At 73.1% G+C, this 15,821-nt stretch carries 15 protein-coding genes; 3 read left to right on the top strand and 12 right to left on the bottom strand.

Annotated features, from left to right (window positions below; all coding sequences use genetic code 11):
• Positions 1 to 75: 75 nt before the first annotated feature.
• From AB0953_RS02395 to AB0953_RS02360, 8 genes are all read right to left on the bottom strand, one after another.
• Positions 76 to 2,052 (bottom strand): BTAD domain-containing putative transcriptional regulator, encoded by a 1,977-nt coding sequence (locus AB0953_RS02395; protein WP_366857479.1) that lies wholly within the window; start codon positions 2,050 to 2,052, stop codon positions 76 to 78.
• A gap of 83 nt (positions 2,053 to 2,135) precedes the next feature.
• The gene (locus AB0953_RS02390; RefSeq protein ID WP_366857478.1) at positions 2,136 to 2,426 is read right to left on the bottom strand and encodes a PqqD family protein; all 291 of its coding nucleotides are present in this window, start codon (positions 2,424 to 2,426) and stop codon (positions 2,136 to 2,138) included.
• A complete protein-coding gene (locus AB0953_RS02385) occupies positions 2,426 to 3,208 on the bottom strand; it encodes a hypothetical protein (protein ID WP_366857477.1) in 783 nt (260 codons plus the stop codon). Before AB0953_RS02385 ends, AB0953_RS02390 begins: the two co-directional genes overlap by 1 nt.
• Before the next feature lie 320 nt (positions 3,209 to 3,528).
• A complete protein-coding gene (locus AB0953_RS02380) occupies positions 3,529 to 4,791 on the bottom strand; it encodes an MFS transporter (RefSeq protein WP_366857476.1) in 1,263 nt (420 codons plus the stop codon).
• A gap of 214 nt (positions 4,792 to 5,005) precedes the next feature.
• Positions 5,006 to 5,596 carry an HD domain-containing protein gene (locus tag AB0953_RS02375; protein WP_366857474.1) on the bottom strand — a complete coding sequence of 197 codons (591 nt, stop codon included), beginning with the start codon at positions 5,594 to 5,596 and terminating at the stop codon, positions 5,006 to 5,008.
• Positions 5,577 to 6,923, bottom strand: coding sequence for a cytosine deaminase (gene codA / locus AB0953_RS02370; protein WP_366857473.1), 1,347 nt, complete (start codon positions 6,921 to 6,923; stop codon positions 5,577 to 5,579). The genes AB0953_RS02375 and codA overlap by 20 nt, the downstream gene beginning before the upstream one ends.
• 139 nt (positions 6,924 to 7,062) lie before the next feature.
• Positions 7,063 to 7,227 carry a hypothetical protein gene (locus tag AB0953_RS02365; protein ID WP_366857472.1) on the bottom strand — a complete coding sequence of 55 codons (165 nt, stop codon included), beginning with the start codon at positions 7,225 to 7,227 and terminating at the stop codon, positions 7,063 to 7,065.
• Positions 7,228 to 7,351: 124 nt separating this feature from the next.
• Positions 7,352 to 7,522 (bottom strand): hypothetical protein, encoded by a 171-nt coding sequence (locus AB0953_RS02360; protein WP_366857471.1) that lies wholly within the window; start codon positions 7,520 to 7,522, stop codon positions 7,352 to 7,354.
• 101 nt (positions 7,523 to 7,623) lie between these two features.
• Here AB0953_RS02360 and AB0953_RS02355 point away from each other — a divergent pair, with 101 nt between their 5' ends.
• Positions 7,624 to 9,417, top strand: a complete 1,794-nt coding sequence (locus AB0953_RS02355; protein WP_366857470.1) for a prolyl oligopeptidase family serine peptidase — start codon at positions 7,624 to 7,626, stop codon at positions 9,415 to 9,417.
• Between the two features lie 55 nt (positions 9,418 to 9,472).
• A complete protein-coding gene (locus AB0953_RS02350; protein WP_366857469.1) occupies positions 9,473 to 10,285 on the top strand; it encodes an SURF1 family protein in 813 nt (270 codons plus the stop codon).
• On the opposite strand, the gene AB0953_RS02345 is transcribed toward AB0953_RS02350, so the two are convergent.
• The 4 genes from AB0953_RS02345 to AB0953_RS02330 all read right to left on the bottom strand — a co-directional run bounded on the left by AB0953_RS02345 (position 10,251) and on the right by AB0953_RS02330 (position 14,686).
• The gene (locus AB0953_RS02345; RefSeq protein WP_366857468.1) at positions 10,251 to 11,366 is read right to left on the bottom strand and encodes a hypothetical protein; all 1,116 of its coding nucleotides are present in this window, start codon (positions 11,364 to 11,366) and stop codon (positions 10,251 to 10,253) included. The genes AB0953_RS02350 and AB0953_RS02345 overlap by 35 nt on opposite strands.
• Positions 11,363 to 12,163: a SigE family RNA polymerase sigma factor gene (locus AB0953_RS02340; RefSeq protein WP_366857467.1), complete on the bottom strand. Its 801-nt coding sequence runs from the start codon at positions 12,161 to 12,163 to the stop codon at positions 11,363 to 11,365. Before AB0953_RS02340 ends, AB0953_RS02345 begins: the two co-directional genes overlap by 4 nt.
• Positions 12,164 to 12,332: 169 nt before the next feature.
• Complete coding sequence (locus AB0953_RS02335) at positions 12,333 to 13,409, bottom strand: aspartate-semialdehyde dehydrogenase (RefSeq protein WP_366857466.1); 1,077 nt, start codon at positions 13,407 to 13,409, stop codon at positions 12,333 to 12,335.
• Complete coding sequence (locus tag AB0953_RS02330) at positions 13,406 to 14,686, bottom strand: aspartate kinase (RefSeq protein ID WP_366857464.1); 1,281 nt, start codon at positions 14,684 to 14,686, stop codon at positions 13,406 to 13,408. Before AB0953_RS02330 ends, AB0953_RS02335 begins: the two co-directional genes overlap by 4 nt.
• Before the next feature lie 232 nt (positions 14,687 to 14,918).
• Between AB0953_RS02330 and AB0953_RS02325 the strand changes: the two genes are divergently transcribed.
• The gene (locus tag AB0953_RS02325; protein WP_366857463.1) at positions 14,919 to 15,812 is read left to right on the top strand and encodes a hypothetical protein; all 894 of its coding nucleotides are present in this window, start codon (positions 14,919 to 14,921) and stop codon (positions 15,810 to 15,812) included.
• The last annotated feature ends 9 nt before the right edge of the window (positions 15,813 to 15,821 follow it).

The raw sequence follows: 15,821 nt of genomic DNA, 5'->3' as shown, positions 1-15,821 counted from the left end.
GCGGGCGGTATGGCGGGGGCGGGACGTGGGGGTGAGGGGATGGGAGGGACGTGGGAGGCGGGCGGGGGGTACGGCTCAGGCGGTGAAGCCGAGCTCCGGTGGCAGGGCCGCGGCCCGGCGCAGGGCCGGTCCGGCCGGGGTGGCCCGCAGCGGTACGAGTGCCCCCGCGGGGCGCGCGTACCAGGCGGCGAGCGCGTTCTGCACGGCGCCGTGCCTGCTGTGCACGGGGTCCACGTTGAAGGTGAGCTCGCGGGCGTGGAGCCGGACCAGCCCGTGGTAGGAGAAGCGCACCCCGCTGCCCTTGACGAAGTCCGCCTCCAGCAGGTGCCGGTCGGTGAGCCGCTCCAGGATCTCCTCGGTGCGGTCCTCGGGCAGCCCCAGCGCGGCCGCCGCGACCCGTACCGACACCGACGGCATCTCCAGCAGGCTCAGCAGGCGGTAGGCCCGCTGCTCGGGGGCGGTCAGGGCGGCGTAGCCGAGGGCCAGGCTGTCGCGGACGCCGAGGTCGCCGACCACCAGCTCGTCGAGCCTGCGGCGCTCGGACTCCAGGCGCCGCGCGAGCTGCTCCAGGCTCCAGTGCGGGCGCTCCAGCAGCCGCGCGCCGACGATCCGGATGGCCAGCGGCAGCCGGCCGCAGTACCGCACGAGGTCCTTCGCCGCCCCCTCCTCAGCGGCCAGGCGCTCCCGGCCGACGATCCGGCCCAGGATCTCGAGGGACTCGGCCTCCGAGAGCAGGCCGAGCCGCACGTGCCGGGTGCCGCCGAGGGTCGAGAGCATCTCCAGGCTGGTCACCACGGCCGCGCAGGTCGGCGCGGGCGGCAGCAGGGGCCGTACCTGGGCCTCGTCGCGGGCGCCGTCGAGCACGATCAGCAGCCGCCGGTGGGAGAGCAGCCCCCGGTACAGGGCCACCAGTTCGCCGAGCTCCGAGGGCAGGGCCTCGGGTGCGACGCCGAGGGCGCGCAGGAGCTCGCCGAGCACGTCCGCGGGTTCGCGGAAGCGGTCTCCGCTCTGCAGCTCCGCGTACAGCTGGCCGTCGGGGAAGAGGGGGCTGACGGCGTGGGCGATGCGGACCGCCATGGTCGTCTTGCCGACGCCGACGGCGCCGTACAGGTTGAGCGTCTGCGGCACGGTGCGCTCGGCGCCGTCCCGGGAGACCTCGCGCAGCCGCCGGATCAGGTCGGCCTCGATGCCGGGCCGGGCGAACTCCGCCAAGCGCGGCGGGAGGGTGTACGGGGCGGCGGCGGGCCGGGGGCCGCCGGCCGGGGCGGGCGCCCCGGGCACCGCCGGCGCGGGTTCCGCTTCCGCGGCGGGGCCGGGCCCGGCGGGTCCGGCGAGGATCAGGCGGTGGGCGTCGCGGAGTTCTGCGCCGGGTTCGACGCCGAGTTCCTCCGACAGCAGCCGGCGGGCCTCCTGATAGGTGCTGAGGGCCTCGCCCTGGCGCCCCGCCCGGTACAGGGCCGTCATCAGCCGGGCCCATGCGCTTTCCCTGAAAGGGTGTTCGGATACCAGGGCCCTGAGACGGGGCAGCACGTCCGCGTACCGCCCGACCGCCATTTCCGCGTCGGCCCAGTTTTCCGTGGCGTTCAACCAGCGTTCGAGAAGGGCGGCGCCGTCCCCCTGCTGAAGGTATTCCGAGGGGATGTCGACGAGCGGGGTGCCCTTGGTCTGCTCCAGGGCCTCGCGGAAAAGCCGGGCCCGCTCGACCGGTTCGGCCGACTGTTCGGCCTTCTGCAGCAGGGTGTTGAAGCGGTCGAGGTCCAGCTGCCCGCCCCCGGCCACGATGGCGTAGCCGGAGGCGCGGCTGACGAGCACGTCGGCGCCCAGGACCTTGCGCAGGCGGGCGATGTAGCCCTGCAGGGTCTTGCGTGCGGTCAGCGGGGGCTCACCGCCCCAGAGCTGCTGGATGAGCTCCTCTGCCGTGAGGGTGCGTCCCGCCCGCAGCAGCAGGGACGCCAGGAGGACCCGGTGTTTTGCCTGCGGAATTTCTATGGATTTTCCGGACCGCCGAACGGCGAGCGGACCGAATACATCGAACTGGAGATCGTCCAGCATGTAATGCCCCCGATATTTCAAATTCACGGGCAATGGAGCATGAGGGGGTGACCCCTTGACGCCCGGACCGCCGGTGAACCGCCTCAGGCGATTTTCACGACATCGTGCCGGGCGAGTTCCGTGAAGAGTTCCACGATGTCCGGCACGACCGTTTCCCGGTCGATGTCGTATTCCTCGGCGATCAGTGCGGCGATCTCGAGCACGGTCCGCTTCCCGTCGATCCCGCGCCAGATCGAGACGGCGGGGCCGGTCAGCTCGAAGAAGTGCTCGTACCCGCCGACCACCATCACGCCCCGGTGGTTCCGGATCTTCACGTTCAGCGGCAGCGAGGCGACCGAGTCCGGGCCCACCGCGATGTTGTCGTCGACCGGCATCAGACCGACACCTCCATGGAGATCCGCTGGCAGACGGCGATGGTCTCCTCGATCCACTTCTGCGGGTGGTCCGGGTCGAAGGAGCGCATCGTCTCGATGGCCCAGTACGCGTCGAACGGCAGCAGCTCCGGGTCGAGGATCTGCATCCGCCGGGCCCGCCACTTGGGCCACAGGCTGCCGAACTGGCCCAGGCTCGCGGTGAGCGCGTCGACGGCGTGGCTGAAGGCGTTGCGGGTGGCGATGACCGCGCTGTGCAGGTCGCCGCGGGCGATCTGGCCGGCCGCGTCCTCGGTGTAGCTGTCCGCCTGCTTGAGGGAGTTGACGATCAGCACCGAGCGGTGCGCGGAGGCGGCGAGGCGCTCGCGGGTCCGCTCCAGCCAGGCGCCGTCGTCGGCCGCGGCCGCGTACGGCAGCCGCTCCAGCATGGCGATCTCGTGGTAGCTGAGGGTGCGCCAGGCGCCCTGGTCGTCGGCGAACTGCTCGGTGGAGATCTTCGCGAGGACCTGCTCGATCTGGGAGGACGTCCAGTACTCCACGTCCCAGCGGCGGCCGTCGACGAACGTGCCCTCGTACTGGAGCGTGTTGGGCTCCAGGGCCACGTGGTTGGTCTCGTCGATCGTGCTGGCCCAGGGCTCCTCGGTGACCACGTGGACGTCGAGGTCGCTGGTCGGGTTGCCCCAGCCTCTGATCAGCGAGCCGCTCGCGAAGACCGTCTCGTACGCGTCCGGCAGCAGGTTGCGGCTCTTGAGCTCGGCGATTACCCCGGAGGTGTCATAGGTCATGAGGCACGGCCCTTCCCCGTCTCGGCCCGCCCCGCCCGAGGTCGTCGGGCGGCACGCGCTCTGGTTCCACTTCGGTCGCCGCCGCGGTGTTCGAGCGGGCGGTGTGCCACGGAAAGGCGATCACCGATTCCGTGGCGAATTCCGGCACACCCGAAAATAACGGCTGGCCAGTTTTGGACTCTAGCAATGATCGTTAACGCGGCGGCAGTCCGACTGATGCGACGTCAGTCACAGTACAGACATCTTGAAGTTCTGTGCAGGCCAGCATATTGACGGCCACTCAGCTCCGTCCAGATTTACCCAATGGCGAAATTTGGACTTTACAGATGCGGCGCTCTGGTGGCTCTCCGGGAGAATGCCAGGAATCCGGCGCATCCCGCCCCGAAGACGGCGGACAGGGCGAGCCACCCGGGAATGCCGTGTCCCAGGACGAGTCCGACCGTCAGCACCGGTCCGATGGCGCGCTGGAGCCCGTAGCTCATGTTGAACGCGGCCGTGTACTCGCCGCGGCGGTCCTCCGGCGAGAGGTCGAAGGAGACCTGCCAGCCCGCGAGCGAGTGCAGGTTCTCGCCAACGGTGAGCAGGACGACGACGAGGACGCAGCCGCCGACCACCGCGAAACGGGGCAGCCCCTGCTCGGTCCACGCCCCGGCCGCACAGGCGGCCGCCAGCAGCGCGACGGCGACCGCCAGCACCGGGCGGGGATTGCGGGTGATCGCCTCCATGCGCCCGAAGAGGACCTGCAGGCCGATGCTCAGCACGGTGTTCAGCACCAGCAGGGCGGACATCACGCCCGCCGACACGTGCAGCTGGGTCACCGTCCACAGGGGAAGGAGCTCGAAGAGGACGGCGTCGTGCAGGAACAGGAGTCCGTTGGAGGCCGAGAGCGCCAGGAACCGGACGTTGCGCAACACCGGCACGGACGGCGCCGCACCGGCACCGTCGTCGTCGGCGGCGGCCGCCTCCCCGGGCGCCTCGGGCATCTGCCGCCGCAGCCGCAGCACGATCAGCGAGAAGACGAAGAAGGAGAGCCCGTTGGCGGCCAGGAGCGAGACCAGCAGGGGCTTGGACCCCGTGGAGAGCGCGAGCCCCGCGAGCAGCGTGCCCGCGCCGAGGGCGGCGTTGCGGCCGGCGCTGATCCGGGACATGGCGCGGACCCGGGTCTCCTCGGAGAAGATCGCCCCCACCAGGGTCTGCTGGAGCGAGGTCGTCGTGGTCTCCAGCGTCATCAGCACCAGGGTGACCGCGCAGAACCAGCCGAAGGTGCCGGTCACGGTGTACGCGAGGAAGCCGAGGCCGCGCAGCATCAGCGCACCGCAGTAGATCCGGGTCAGCCCGACCCGGTCGGCCAGCCAGCCGGTGGGGACGGGGCTGAGCAGCCCCAGGACGGCGCCGACCGACATCGCGGCGGCCACGGAGACCGCGTCGAAGCCGATGACGGTCACGAAGTAGAGCAGCACCGTGACGGTGCTGAGCCCGGTGCCCAGCGAGTCCACGGTCGCCCCGAAGACCACCCAGCGCGTGGCGGAGCGCTCGCGCTCCGGCGGCGGCGCGGTCGGCGCCGTGGACTGCGCGAGCAACATGCGTGCGGTTCCCCTGTTCATCCCCCGAGTGCGGAGCACAGCATGGGGGCGACCGGTGGTGCGGTGGAGGTCCGGCGGAGGTGCGGCGCGATCGGCCCGCGCGGCGTTCGGGCGCGCCGCGCACCGGGCACCCGGCGCAGGTGCCCGGCAGGCACCGGGCGCGGGTGCCCGGGAGCCCGCGGCAGCGCGCGGGCCGCCGGCGGGCCGGCCGCGGCTAGATGCGGTCCAGCGGGTTGCTCCCGGCGCGCCCGGCGCCGCCGCTCGCGACCCAGCCCGCGGCCGCACACCCGGGCTTGCGCGCCGCCTGCTCCTCGAACAGGGCGGTGAAGGCCTTGCCGAACCCGAGCCGCGGGTGCTCCGCGAGCAGCGCCCGTACGAAGCCGGGGTCGAACTCCCCGACCCGCAGCCCGGAGACGTCGGCGCTGGTGCCGACCTGGAGCAGGTGGCTCTCGACGTCCTCGGCGGCGGTGACGTCGTCCCGCATGTGCAGGACGATGATCTCCGCGGCCCGGGCCCGCCGCTCGGCCGGCCAACCCAGTCCGGCGGTCAGGACGCGCGCGACGTGCCCGCCGGCCTCCTCGAAGGGCAGGGTGTGGCTGTCGAAGGGCGCGGTCAGGCCGAGGTCGTGGACCAGCGCGCTGACGTAGAGGAGGTCCTCGTCGTAGTCGAGGCCGTGCCGGGCCGCGTACTCGGCGCCGAAGGCGTACGACCTGACGGAGTGGTTCAGCAGCGCGGGGTCCGCGTACTCCGAGGCGATCTCCAGGGCGGCGCGGCCCGATGCAGTGTCACGTATCCAGGTGCTCATGACGGTTCAGGGTAGGAGACCCGCCGAAGCCGACCTCCGCCGGCGGCTCGCCCGGCCAGCTCAGCCGGGCCGGCGCGGGCGGGGTCTCGGCGATGACCGTCCCGCGGGAGACGACGTACCGGGGCCGCACCTGCAGCCGGATCGCCTCGGTCGCCGAGGGCGCCGGCAGCAGGACGAAGGAGGCGGGCGCGCCCTCGGTGATGCCGTACTCCGTCTCCGTCAGGCCCAGCACGCGCGCGGCGCGGTCGGTCACCATGGAGAAGGCCACGGGGATCTCGTCCGCGCCGGTCAGCTGGGCGGCGTACAGGCCCACGAGGGCGGTCTGCAGCGGGTTGCCCGTGCCGAGCGCGTTCCACGGGTCCATGACGTCGTCGTGCCCGAAGGCGACGTTCACTCCCGCGGCCAGCATCTCCTTCACCTGGGTGAGGCCGCGCCTCCTGGGATAGGAGTCGAAGCGGCCCTGGAGGTTGAGGTTGGCGAAGGGGTTCGCGACCAGGTTGATGCCGGAGCGCGCGAGCAGCCGCCGGAGTTTGAAGCTGTAGGCGCCGCCGTAGGAGCCCATGGCCGTGGTGTGCGAGGCCGTCGCCCGCTCCCGCAGCCCCGTGCGCAGGGCGTGCGCGGCCAGCACCTCCACGAACCGGGACTGCTCGTCGTCGATCTCGTCGCAGTGGGCGTCCACGCGCAGCCCGTGCTCCTCAGCGACGGCGAACGCGATCCCCAGGGAGGCGACGCCGTCCTCACGGGTGTCCTCGAAGTGCGGGATCGCACCGACCACGTCCGCGCCGCGGACCACCGCCTCGCGCAGCAGGGCCTCCCCGCCGGGGAAGGAGACGATGCCCTCCTGCGGGAAGGCGACGATCTGGAGGGTCATGACGCCCCGGACCCGGTCGCGCACCTCCAGCAGGGCGTCCAACGCGGTCAGCGCGGGATCGGTGACGTCGCAGTGGGTCCGCACGTGCAGCACGCCCTGGGCGGCCTGCCAACGCAGCACCTCGGTGGCGCGCGCGACCACGTCCTCGCGGGTCAGGGTGCGCTTCCGCTCGCTCCAGCAGGCGATGCCCTCCCAGAGGGTGCCGGAGGCGTTCGGCCGGGGCTGCCCGGCGGTGAGCGCGGTGTCGAGGTGGATGTGCGGCTCGACGAAGGGCGCGGTCAGCAGTCCGCCGTGCGCCTCGATGCGCACACCGGTGGCCGGCGGCTCCTTCTGGTCGTCATACGGGAGGACCCGGGCGATCCGGCCGTCCTCGGCGACCTCCACGTCGTACAGGCCGGTGCGCAGCACAGGGCCGTCGGCCGCCTGCAGGCGGGCCCCCCGAACGATCATCCGCATGCGGCCAGCCTACGGGCGGGGCCCGCGGTTTCCCGGGAATCGGCGGGAGACCGCGGGCCCGTCGGGCCGGGCGCCACCGGGCCCGGCGCCACCGGGCCGGGCGCCACCGGGCCGGGCACCCGGCCGGGCGGACGCCGGCTCAGCCGCGCCTGGCCTGGGCCTTCTGCTGCATCCCCCTCGTCTTCGCCGACAGGGACGCCTCGCGCGCCGCGGACTTGGCGCGGGCCTCGGCCGCGGTGTTCTTCGCCCGCTCGCGCTCGCGCTCGGCGGCCTGTGCCGTGCCGGCGCGGTCCTTCTTGGCCATGGTCACTCCTCCTCGGGGCACACCGGAGGGCGTACGTCCCTCCACTGTCCTCCCGTTCGGCGCGGGCGGCATCCGCAGGGCGTGCGGGCCCGGGCCGCCGGCCGGCCGGGGCCCGGGGCGCGGTTCAGCCGCGACCGCCCTTCCTGCGCTGCTCGCGCATCCGGTCCTCCTCCATGGCCAGCCGCTGCGCCTCTCCGATGTCCTCGACCAGCCGCCCCGGCTGCTGCCGTTGCCCGGACCCGGACTGCGACGCTCGGCGGGTGTCCTGCGCGGGTTCCTTGCGCTGCTTCGCCATGATCACTCCTCACGGGAATACGGCTGGGTGGGACGGTGCCCACGCTCCTCCCTCCGGCCCGGCCCGACCATCCGACAGCGCCAATCGGGTTACATAGGGGTATGACTGAGAACACGGCCATGCCCGACTGGGAGAAGCGCTTCAGGGCGCCGCGCGTCGGACTGCCCGAATGGGCCGAGGACGCCCCGGACCGCTCCCTGTTCGTGTCGAACGCGACGGGGACGTACGAGCTGTACGCCTGGGACCGCGCCGCCGGCACGCAGCGGCAGGCCACCGACCGGCCGAACGGCACCACAGACGGCACGCTCTCCCCCGACGGCGAGTGGATCTGGTGGTTCTCGGACACCGACGGCGACGAGTTCGGCACCTGGGTGCGCCAGCCCTTCGCGGGCGGCCCCGACGAGCCGGCCACGCCCGGACTGGAGCCCTCGTACCCATCCGGCCTCGCGCTGGGCCGGGACGGCACGGCGGTCGTGGGCCGGTCCACCGACGAGGAGGGCTCGACGGTCCACGTGGTGCGCCCGGGCGGGGCCGAGCCGGTGGTGATCTACCGGCACCGCGAGTCGGCGGGCGTCGGCGACCTGTCCCGGGACGGGACGCTGCTGGCGATCGAGCACACCGAGCACGGCGACGCCATGCACGCCTCCCTGCGCGTGCTCACCCTGGACGGCGCCACGGTCGCCGAGTTGGACGACTCCAAGGGGGGCACGGAGGAACTCGGCCTGGAGGTCCTGGGCTTCGCCCCGGTCGCCGGGGACACCCGGCTGCTCGTCGGCCACCAGCGGCGCGGCCGCTGGGAGCCGATGGTGTGGGACGTGGCCACGGGCGCGCAGGAGGACCTGGCACTGGACCTGCCGGGCGACGTGAGCGCCGAGTGGTACCCGGACGCCTCCGCGCTGCTGGTCGTGCACAGCTTCGAGGCGCGCAGCGAGCTGTGGCGCTACGACCTGGCCCGCCGGGACTTGGTGCGCGTGGACACGCCGCTGGGGACGGTCTCGGGGGCGACGGCCCGGCCCGACGGGACGGTCGAGTACCAGTGGTCCTCGGCGGCCGAGCCCTCCGCCATCAGGTCGACGGCGGGCGGGGTCGTGCTGGAGCCGCCCGGCTTCCGGCCGCCCGCCTCGGTGCCGGTGGAGGACGTGTGGGTGGAGGGCCCGGGCGGCCGGATCCACGCGCTGGCGCAGCGGCCGGTGGGCCACGGCGAGGGCCCCTTCCCGACGGTGTTCGAGGTGCACGGCGGCCCGGCCTGGCACGACAGCGACGCGTTCGCCGCGGGTCCGGCGGCCTGGCTGGACCACGGCTTCGCCGTGGTGCGGGTGAACTACCGCGGCTCGACGGGGTACGGCCGGGAGTGGACCGACGCCCTCAAGCACCGCGTCGGGCTGATCGAGCTGGAGGACATCACGGCGGTCCGGGAGTGGGCGGTGGCCTCGGGGCTGGCCGACCCGGCCCGGCTGGTGCTCTCGGGCGGCTCCTGGGGCGGGTACCTGACGCTGCTGGGGCTGGGCGTGCAGCCGGATGCCTGGGCGGTGGGCCTGGCCGCGGTGCCGGTGGCCGACTACGTGACGGCGTACCACGACGAGATGGAGGCGCTGAAGGCGCTGGACCGCACGCTCTTCGGCGGCTCTCCGGAGGAGGTCCCGGAGCGCTACGAGGCGTCCTCGCCGCTGACGTACGTGGACGCGGTCACCGCGCCGGTGCACATCGCGGCGGGGGTCAACGACCCGCGCTGCCCCATCCGGCAGATCGACCACTACGTCGACCGGCTCGCGGCGCGCGGCGCGGTGCACGAGGTGTACCGCTACGACGCCGGGCACGGCTCGCTCGTCGTGGAGGAGCGGATCAAGCAGGTCCGGATGGAGCTGGAGTTCGCGCTGAAGCACCTCCCGCGCTGAGAGCGCGCCGAACCCCGCCACGGTGATCGCGGTGCACCCCCCGTACGGTGGAGGGGTGCACCGGTTTCTCCTGACCCCGCGCTGGTGGGGGATCAACGTCTTCGTCGCGCTCGCCGTTCCCTTCTGCCTGTTCATGGGCAGCTGGCAGCTCGGCCGGTTCGAGGACCGCGTCGCCACGCACCGGGAGGCGGCCGAGGGGCACCCGGCCGGGGAGGCCGCCGCGCCGCTGGAGTCGCTGCTCCCGGTCGACAAGAAGACCTCCGGCCGGCTCGCCTCGGTGTCGGGCCGGTACGCCGACCAGCTGCTCGTCCCGCAGCGGCAGCTCGACGGGAGGACCGGCTTCTACGTCCTGACCCTGCTGAAGACCGACTCCGGCAAGGCCGTCCCGGTGGTGCGCGGCTGGCTGCCGGGCGCGCCGGACGCGGGCCGGGCGCCGGCCGCGCCGGCCGGGCGGGTCGAGGTCACCGGGGCACTCCAGGCCTCGGAGACCTCCAGCAGCAAGGGCGTGCACGCGCAGGGCGGTCTGCCGGCCGGGCAGCTCGGGGTGATCGGGGCGGCCTCGCTGGTCAACCTGGTGCCGTACGAGCTGTACGACGCCTGGCTGACGGTGCAGACCCCGGCGGACGGGATGACTCCGGTGCCCGCGCAGGCGCCGACCGACACGGGGCTGGACCTGAAGGCGTTCCAGAACCTCGGCTACACCGGCGAGTGGTTCGTCTTCGTCGCGTTCGTGCTGTTCATGTGGTTCCGGCTGTACCGCCGCGAGGTGGAGACCCTGCGCGACGCCGAGGCCGGGCTGCTGGCCGGGGCCGAGGCCGCGGAGCCGGCCCGGGTCACGGCTTCGGCGCCGGCGTCTCCAGCGGAATGACGCCCGTGCGGTAGACGGTGCCCCCGCAGGCCGCGGGGATGGTGGCCTGCGTGGTCGGCGCGGCGCCGGGCACGGCCGTGTTCGGGGTGTGGGTCACCGCCACCCCGGCCGCCGGGTCGGGGGCGGGCCCGTCCGTGCGGGCGGTGGTCCCCGACGCGCCCGAGGTGCCGCCGGTGCGCTGCTCGTCCTTGGGGGCGTCGCCCGCGGGGGTCTTCGCGGCCGGATCGGGCGTGGCCGCCGGACAGGACCCGTCCGAGGGCACCCAGGCGAAGCGGACCTCGTACGCCGTGTACGGCTGGAGCAGCATCACCGAGGCCTCCGCCGACGGGTCGGGCAGCAGCCCCGCCGCCGGGTCTCCCGCGGTGTGGCCGACCACGGTGACGCCCGCGGTCTTGCCGGGTGCGGAGGCGTTCACGGAGGACGCCGTGACGGTGTCCGGGCCGACGACGGCGCAGCCGCGCGCCGAGACGTTGGTGACCTTGAAGCTCCCGTAGACCTTGCCGTCGGGCTCGGGGGCGCGGGCGCTGCCCTGCACGCCGAGCTGTTCCGCCCCGCAGGCCGGGACCCCGGCCGCGGCCACCGGCGGCATGGGCCCGGAGCCGAGGCCGGTTCGGGGCCCGGCCGAGGCGCCCCCGGTCGGCTCCCCGGTCGCGCGCCCCTCGGGGGAGCCGCCGGCCGTGGGGTCCGGGCGGTCGCCGGTGCCTCCGGGGCCGATGCCGTGGCCGGGCGCCTGGGGCGGGTGGGGCCCCCCGCCGGGGCCCGGGTGGTGCGCCGGACCGTCGCCCGGCTCCGCGGCGGCGGGGTCCTCGCCGTGGCCCGCCATGGCGGAGTGCTCCACGCCGCCCTCGCCGCCGGTGGTGCGCAGGTGCAGGGCGGTCGGGACGGCGCCGCCGGCGAGCAGGACCGCCGCGGCCGCACCGACCAGGGCCCGCCGCCTGCGGGTGCGGCGGGCGGGGACCGCGGCCTGCAGCCGCTCCAGCGCGCCGTCGGAGGGCTCCAGGCCCGCGACCGCGCCGTGGAAGAGGATCCGCAGCCGCTGCTCCTCGGCGGTGCCGCCCGGCGCGGTGTGGTCGTCCATCATGACTGCGCAGCCTCCATCGCCACCCGCAGCGCGGCAATGCCCCGCGATCCGTACGCCTTGACCGAGCCGAGGGAGACGCCGAGGGTCTCGGCGACCTGGGCCTCGGTCATGTCCGCGAAGTACCGCAGCACCAGCACCTCGCGCTGCCGCCGCTGGAGCCCCCGCATGGCCTTGATGAGGTCGTCCCGTTCCAGCTGGTCGTACGCGCCCTCCTCGGCGCTGGCCATGTCCGGCATCGGCTTGGAGAGCAGCTTGAGGCCGAGGATGCGGCGGCGCAGCGCGGAGCGCGAGAGGTTGACGACGGTCTGGCGCAGGTACGCCAGGGTCTTGTCGCGGTCGCGGACCCGGTTGCGGGCCGAGTGGACGCGGATGAACGCCTCCTGGACCACGTCCTCGCAGGAGGCGGTGTCGTCGAGGAGGAGTGCGGCCAGGCCCAGCAGGGAGCGGTAGTGGGCCCGGTAGGTCTCGGTGAGGTGGTCGACGGTCGTGCCGGCGACGACCTCGCGCGCCCCGTCGGCGGCGTCGGCGGGGGCTCCGGCGGCGCCCGCCGCCTCCTCACCGGCTGCGGAGGCCTCGCCGCTCCCGGAGGCCTCGGCGCTCCCGGAGGCCTCGGCGCTACCGCGCGGCGCGGGCACGCGGCCGCCCGGGGTGGGCACGGCGGTCAGGGCGGCCGGAGGCACGGTCGGCGGAACCGGGACGATCACCGGGAAGCCGCCGGGCGTGCGGGACGGCCGGCGCGGCACAGCGATCGTGCTGCGCACCGGAACGCCGGCGTATTCGAGAAGTGCCTCTGCCACGCCAGTTGGACACGCGTCCCCCCGCCAGGGTTGTACGCGCGAGGCGGCTTCACCAGCAATGTCTTCATTGCCCTCATGCGTACTCGCTCTTCCTGATGGCCCCGTCCGGCCGGCGGCAGTCAGGACATCACCTTGATCAAGGGATCAGACACTGATCCTACAAAGTGAATTACGCGAATTCACCAGCGATCAGTTCCGCGATCTGAGTGGCATTCAGGGCGGCCCCGCCCTGGAGGTTGTCGGCGCACACGAAGAACTCCAGCGACCGCGGATCGTCCAGCGAGCCCCGCAGCCGCCCCACCCACGCGGGGTCCGTGCCCGCCGCGTCGACCGGGGTCGGGAACTCGCCCGCCGCGGGATCGTCCACGACGACCACGCCCGGCGCCGCCTCCAGCACCTCCCGCGCCCGCCCGGCGTCCACCGCGGCCTCGAACCGGGCCCGCACGCTCAGCGAGTGCCCGGTCAGCACCGGCACCTGCACGCAGGTCACCGCCACCGGCAGGGCCTCCAGCCGCAGGATCCGGCGCGTCTGCGCCCGTACGGCCAGCTCGTGCGAGGACCAGCCGCCCTCGCGCAGCTCCCCCGACCACGGCACCACGTTCAGCGCGAGCGGCCCCGCGAAGGGCCCGGTGTCCTCGCCGACCGCGCGCCGCACGTCCCCGGTCATCTCGCCCAGCGAGGTCCCGGCGACCAGCGACAGCTGCCGGCGCAGCGCCTCGGACCCGGCCCGTCCGGCGGCGCTCGCCGCCTGGTACGAGGACACGGTCAGGTCGGCGAGCCCGTACTCGGTGTGCAGCGCGCCCAGCGCCGCGCTCATGGCGGCGGTGACGCAGTCCGGGCTCGCGACGATCCCGCGCGGCCGGTTCCGTACGGCCGGCGCATTGACCTCGGGCACCACGAGCGGCACCTCGGGGTCCTCGCGGAAGGCGGCGGACTGGTCGACGACGACCGCGCCGCGGGCAGTGGCGACGGGCGCCCAGCGGGCCGAGACCTCGGCCGGGGTGAGGAAGAGCACGACGTCGCCCGCACCGAGCCCGTCGAAGGCGTCCTCGCTGAGGGCGAGCACCTCGGTCTCCTCCGCGCGCACGGCCAGCATGCGGCCGGCGGAGCGCGCGGAGGCGATCAGGCGTATGTCGCCCCAGACGTCCGCCCGCCGGGACAGGTTCCGCAGCAGGAGGGATCCGACCGCTCCGGTCGCCCCGACCACGGCGAGCGCCGGAGCCGGGGTCGACCGGGCCGGCGTCATCGTCCGGTGCCTCCGTAGACGACCGCCTCGTCGCTGTCGGAGTCGAGGCCGAAGGCCGTGTGGACGGCGACGACGGCCGCGTTGACGTCGTCCTGGCGGGTCACCACCGAGATGCGGATCTCGGAGGTCGAGATCAGCTCGATGTTGACGCCCGCGTCGGACAGCGCCTGGAAGAAGGAGGCGGTGACGCCCGGGTTGGTCTTCATGCCCGCGCCGACCAGGGAGATCTTGCCGATCTGGTCGTCGTAGCGCAGGGAGTCGAAACCGATCTGCGCCTTCGCCTTCTCCAGGGCGTCGATGGCCTTGTGGCCCTCGGTCTTGGGGAGGGTGAAGGAGATGTCCGTCAGGCCGGTGGCCGCGGCGGACACGTTCTGCACGATCATGTCGATGTTGATCTCGGCGTCCGCGACGGCGCGGAAGATCGCCGCGGCCTCGCCCGGCTTGTCCGGGACGCCGACGACAGTGATCTTGGCTTCGGAGACGTCGTGGGCGACTCCGGAGATGATGGCGTGCTCCACCTGATCGTCCCCTTGCGACTCGGGCTTCTCGTTGCTGACCCAGGTACCCGGCAGTCCGGAGAAGGACGAACGGACGTGGATCGGGATGTTGTAACGGCGCGCGTATTCCACGCAGCGGTGCAGCAGCACCTTGGAGCCGGAGGCGGCGAGCTCCAGCATGTCCTCGGAGGAGATCCAGTCGATCTTCCGGGCCTTCTTCACCACGCGCGGGTCGGCGGTGAAGACGCCGTCGACGTCGGTGTAGATCTCGCAGACCTCGGCGTCCAGCGCCGCGGCGAGCGCGACGGCGGTCGTGTCCGAGCCGCCGCGGCCCAGGGTGGTGATGTCCTTGCTGTCGGCGGACACGCCCTGGAACCCGGCGACGATGGCGATGTTGCCCTCGTCCAGCGCGGTGCGGATACGGCCCGGCGTGACATCGATGATGCGCGCTTTGTTGTGGACCGAGTCGGTGATGACGCCTGCCTGGCTGCCGGTGAACGACTGCGCCTCGTGGCCCAGGTTTTTGATCGCCATGGCCAGCAGGGCCATGGAGATCCGCTCTCCGGCGGTCAGCAGCATGTCGAATTCACGCCCGGCAGGCATCGGCGATACCTGCTCGGCGAGATCGATCAGCTCGTCCGTCGTGTCGCCCATCGCGGAAACCACGACGACCACCTGGTGGCCGTTCTTCTTGGCATCCACGATCCGCTTGGCGACGCGCTTGATGCCCTCGGCATCGGCTACGGAGGAGCCTCCGTACTTCTGCACGACAAGGCCCACGTGCGCTCCTCGCTCAATCCAGTACTCGGTCGCGGGCCAGTGTAACGAGCGCCCGCGATGCGGCCGACGCGTACCGCATCATGAGACATCCCGTTCATCCCGTGATCATGGCGTGGCCGCCGTCCCGTGACCGGGGGGCCCGTCCGGCGTAAAATGATCTGCGGCATGCCACGCAAGGTTCTCCTGCCCGTCCACCCTGTCTCGGTTCCCATTCCGACAGGAGGAAAGAACGATGAACCGCACGCGTCGCATCACGCTCCTGGCCACCCTGCTGGCCTCCTCCATGGCCCTCGCCCCGGCCGCGGCCGCTCTGGGGACCACGGCGGGAACGGCCGCCGCACCCGCGGACGGTCAATGCGCCCTCCAAAAGAGCGGGGGCCAGTCCGCCAGCAGCGCCCGCTACACGCTCACGGGCTCCGGGTTCAACGGGGCCGGCAAGGTCACCATCACTTCCGACACCGGCCAGAGCATGACCGTCGGCGTGTCGAAGTCGGGGAACTTCCGGGCCAAGAACCTGCCCTACGGCCAGTACAGCGCCACCCCGGGCCAGGGTGCTGCGGTGAAGTGCACCTCGCCGGCGAAGCCGGCCGGAGAGACCGACAAGACCAAGACACCCGAGGAGCAGTACGCCGCGGGCCGCAAGGCCGGATTCGACGCGACGAAGGCCAGCTGCGAGACCCCGCCGAAGGCGCCCGGCCTGGCGGCGGTCGACCCCAACTTCGAGAAGGGGTACAACGACGGCTCGGCGGAGGCCCTCAAGACGTTCTGCGGGACGAAGCCGCAGGAGCCGAACACCTCGGCCGCGAAAGTCACCTCGGTGACCGCCACGGCCACCCCGGCCACCGGCACGGTGCCCTGCACCCCGGTGACAGTGATCAACTTCAGCGCAACCATCACGTCCACAAGTGCGGGACAGGTCATCTACCGCTGGACCCGGGACGACGGCGCAGCCGGACAGTCCGAGGTCGTCACCTTCGATGCCCCGGGAACCAAGACGGTCACCAACGACTGGACCAGGTCAGGCGCCGCCGGCACCAAGCTGACGGGCTGGGAGCAGGTCGAAATCCTGAAGCCCAACGTCCTCATGAAGTCCAACCAGGCGACGTTCGACCTGACGTGCTCCTGAGCCCGAAGT

Origin of the sequence: Streptomyces sp. NPDC046866 (assembly GCF_040704625.1) — a bacterium.
GTDB lineage: Bacteria > Actinomycetota > Actinomycetes > Streptomycetales > Streptomycetaceae > Streptomyces.
The sequence above is the reverse complement of the archived record's forward strand: the minus strand, read 5'-3'. Positions and strand labels throughout refer to the sequence as shown.

Coding starts and splice junctions, on each gene's coding strand:
- AB0953_RS02390 (WP_366857478.1), bottom strand. CDS start 2,426: ATGCCGGTCGACGACAACATCGCGGTGGGCCCGGACTCGGTCGCCTCG.
- AB0953_RS02395 (WP_366857479.1), bottom strand. CDS start 2,052: ATGCTGGACGATCTCCAGTTCGATGTATTCGGTCCGCTCGCCGTTCGG.
- AB0953_RS02385 (WP_366857477.1), bottom strand. CDS start 3,208: ATGACCTATGACACCTCCGGGGTAATCGCCGAGCTCAAGAGCCGCAAC.
- AB0953_RS02375 (WP_366857474.1), bottom strand. CDS start 5,596: ATGAGCACCTGGATACGTGACACTGCATCGGGCCGCGCCGCCCTGGAG.
- AB0953_RS02325 (WP_366857463.1), top strand. CDS start 14,919: ATGAACCGCACGCGTCGCATCACGCTCCTGGCCACCCTGCTGGCCTCC.
- AB0953_RS02335 (WP_366857466.1), bottom strand. CDS start 13,409: ATGACGCCGGCCCGGTCGACCCCGGCTCCGGCGCTCGCCGTGGTCGGG.
- AB0953_RS02345 (WP_366857468.1), bottom strand. CDS start 11,366: ATGATGGACGACCACACCGCGCCGGGCGGCACCGCCGAGGAGCAGCGG.
- AB0953_RS02360 (WP_366857471.1), bottom strand. CDS start 7,522: ATGGCGAAGCAGCGCAAGGAACCCGCGCAGGACACCCGCCGAGCGTCG.
- codA (WP_366857473.1), bottom strand. CDS start 6,923: ATGCGGATGATCGTTCGGGGGGCCCGCCTGCAGGCGGCCGACGGCCCT.
- AB0953_RS02365 (WP_366857472.1), bottom strand. CDS start 7,227: ATGGCCAAGAAGGACCGCGCCGGCACGGCACAGGCCGCCGAGCGCGAG.
- AB0953_RS02355 (WP_366857470.1), top strand. CDS start 7,624: ATGACTGAGAACACGGCCATGCCCGACTGGGAGAAGCGCTTCAGGGCG.
- AB0953_RS02380 (WP_366857476.1), bottom strand. CDS start 4,791: ATGTTGCTCGCGCAGTCCACGGCGCCGACCGCGCCGCCGCCGGAGCGC.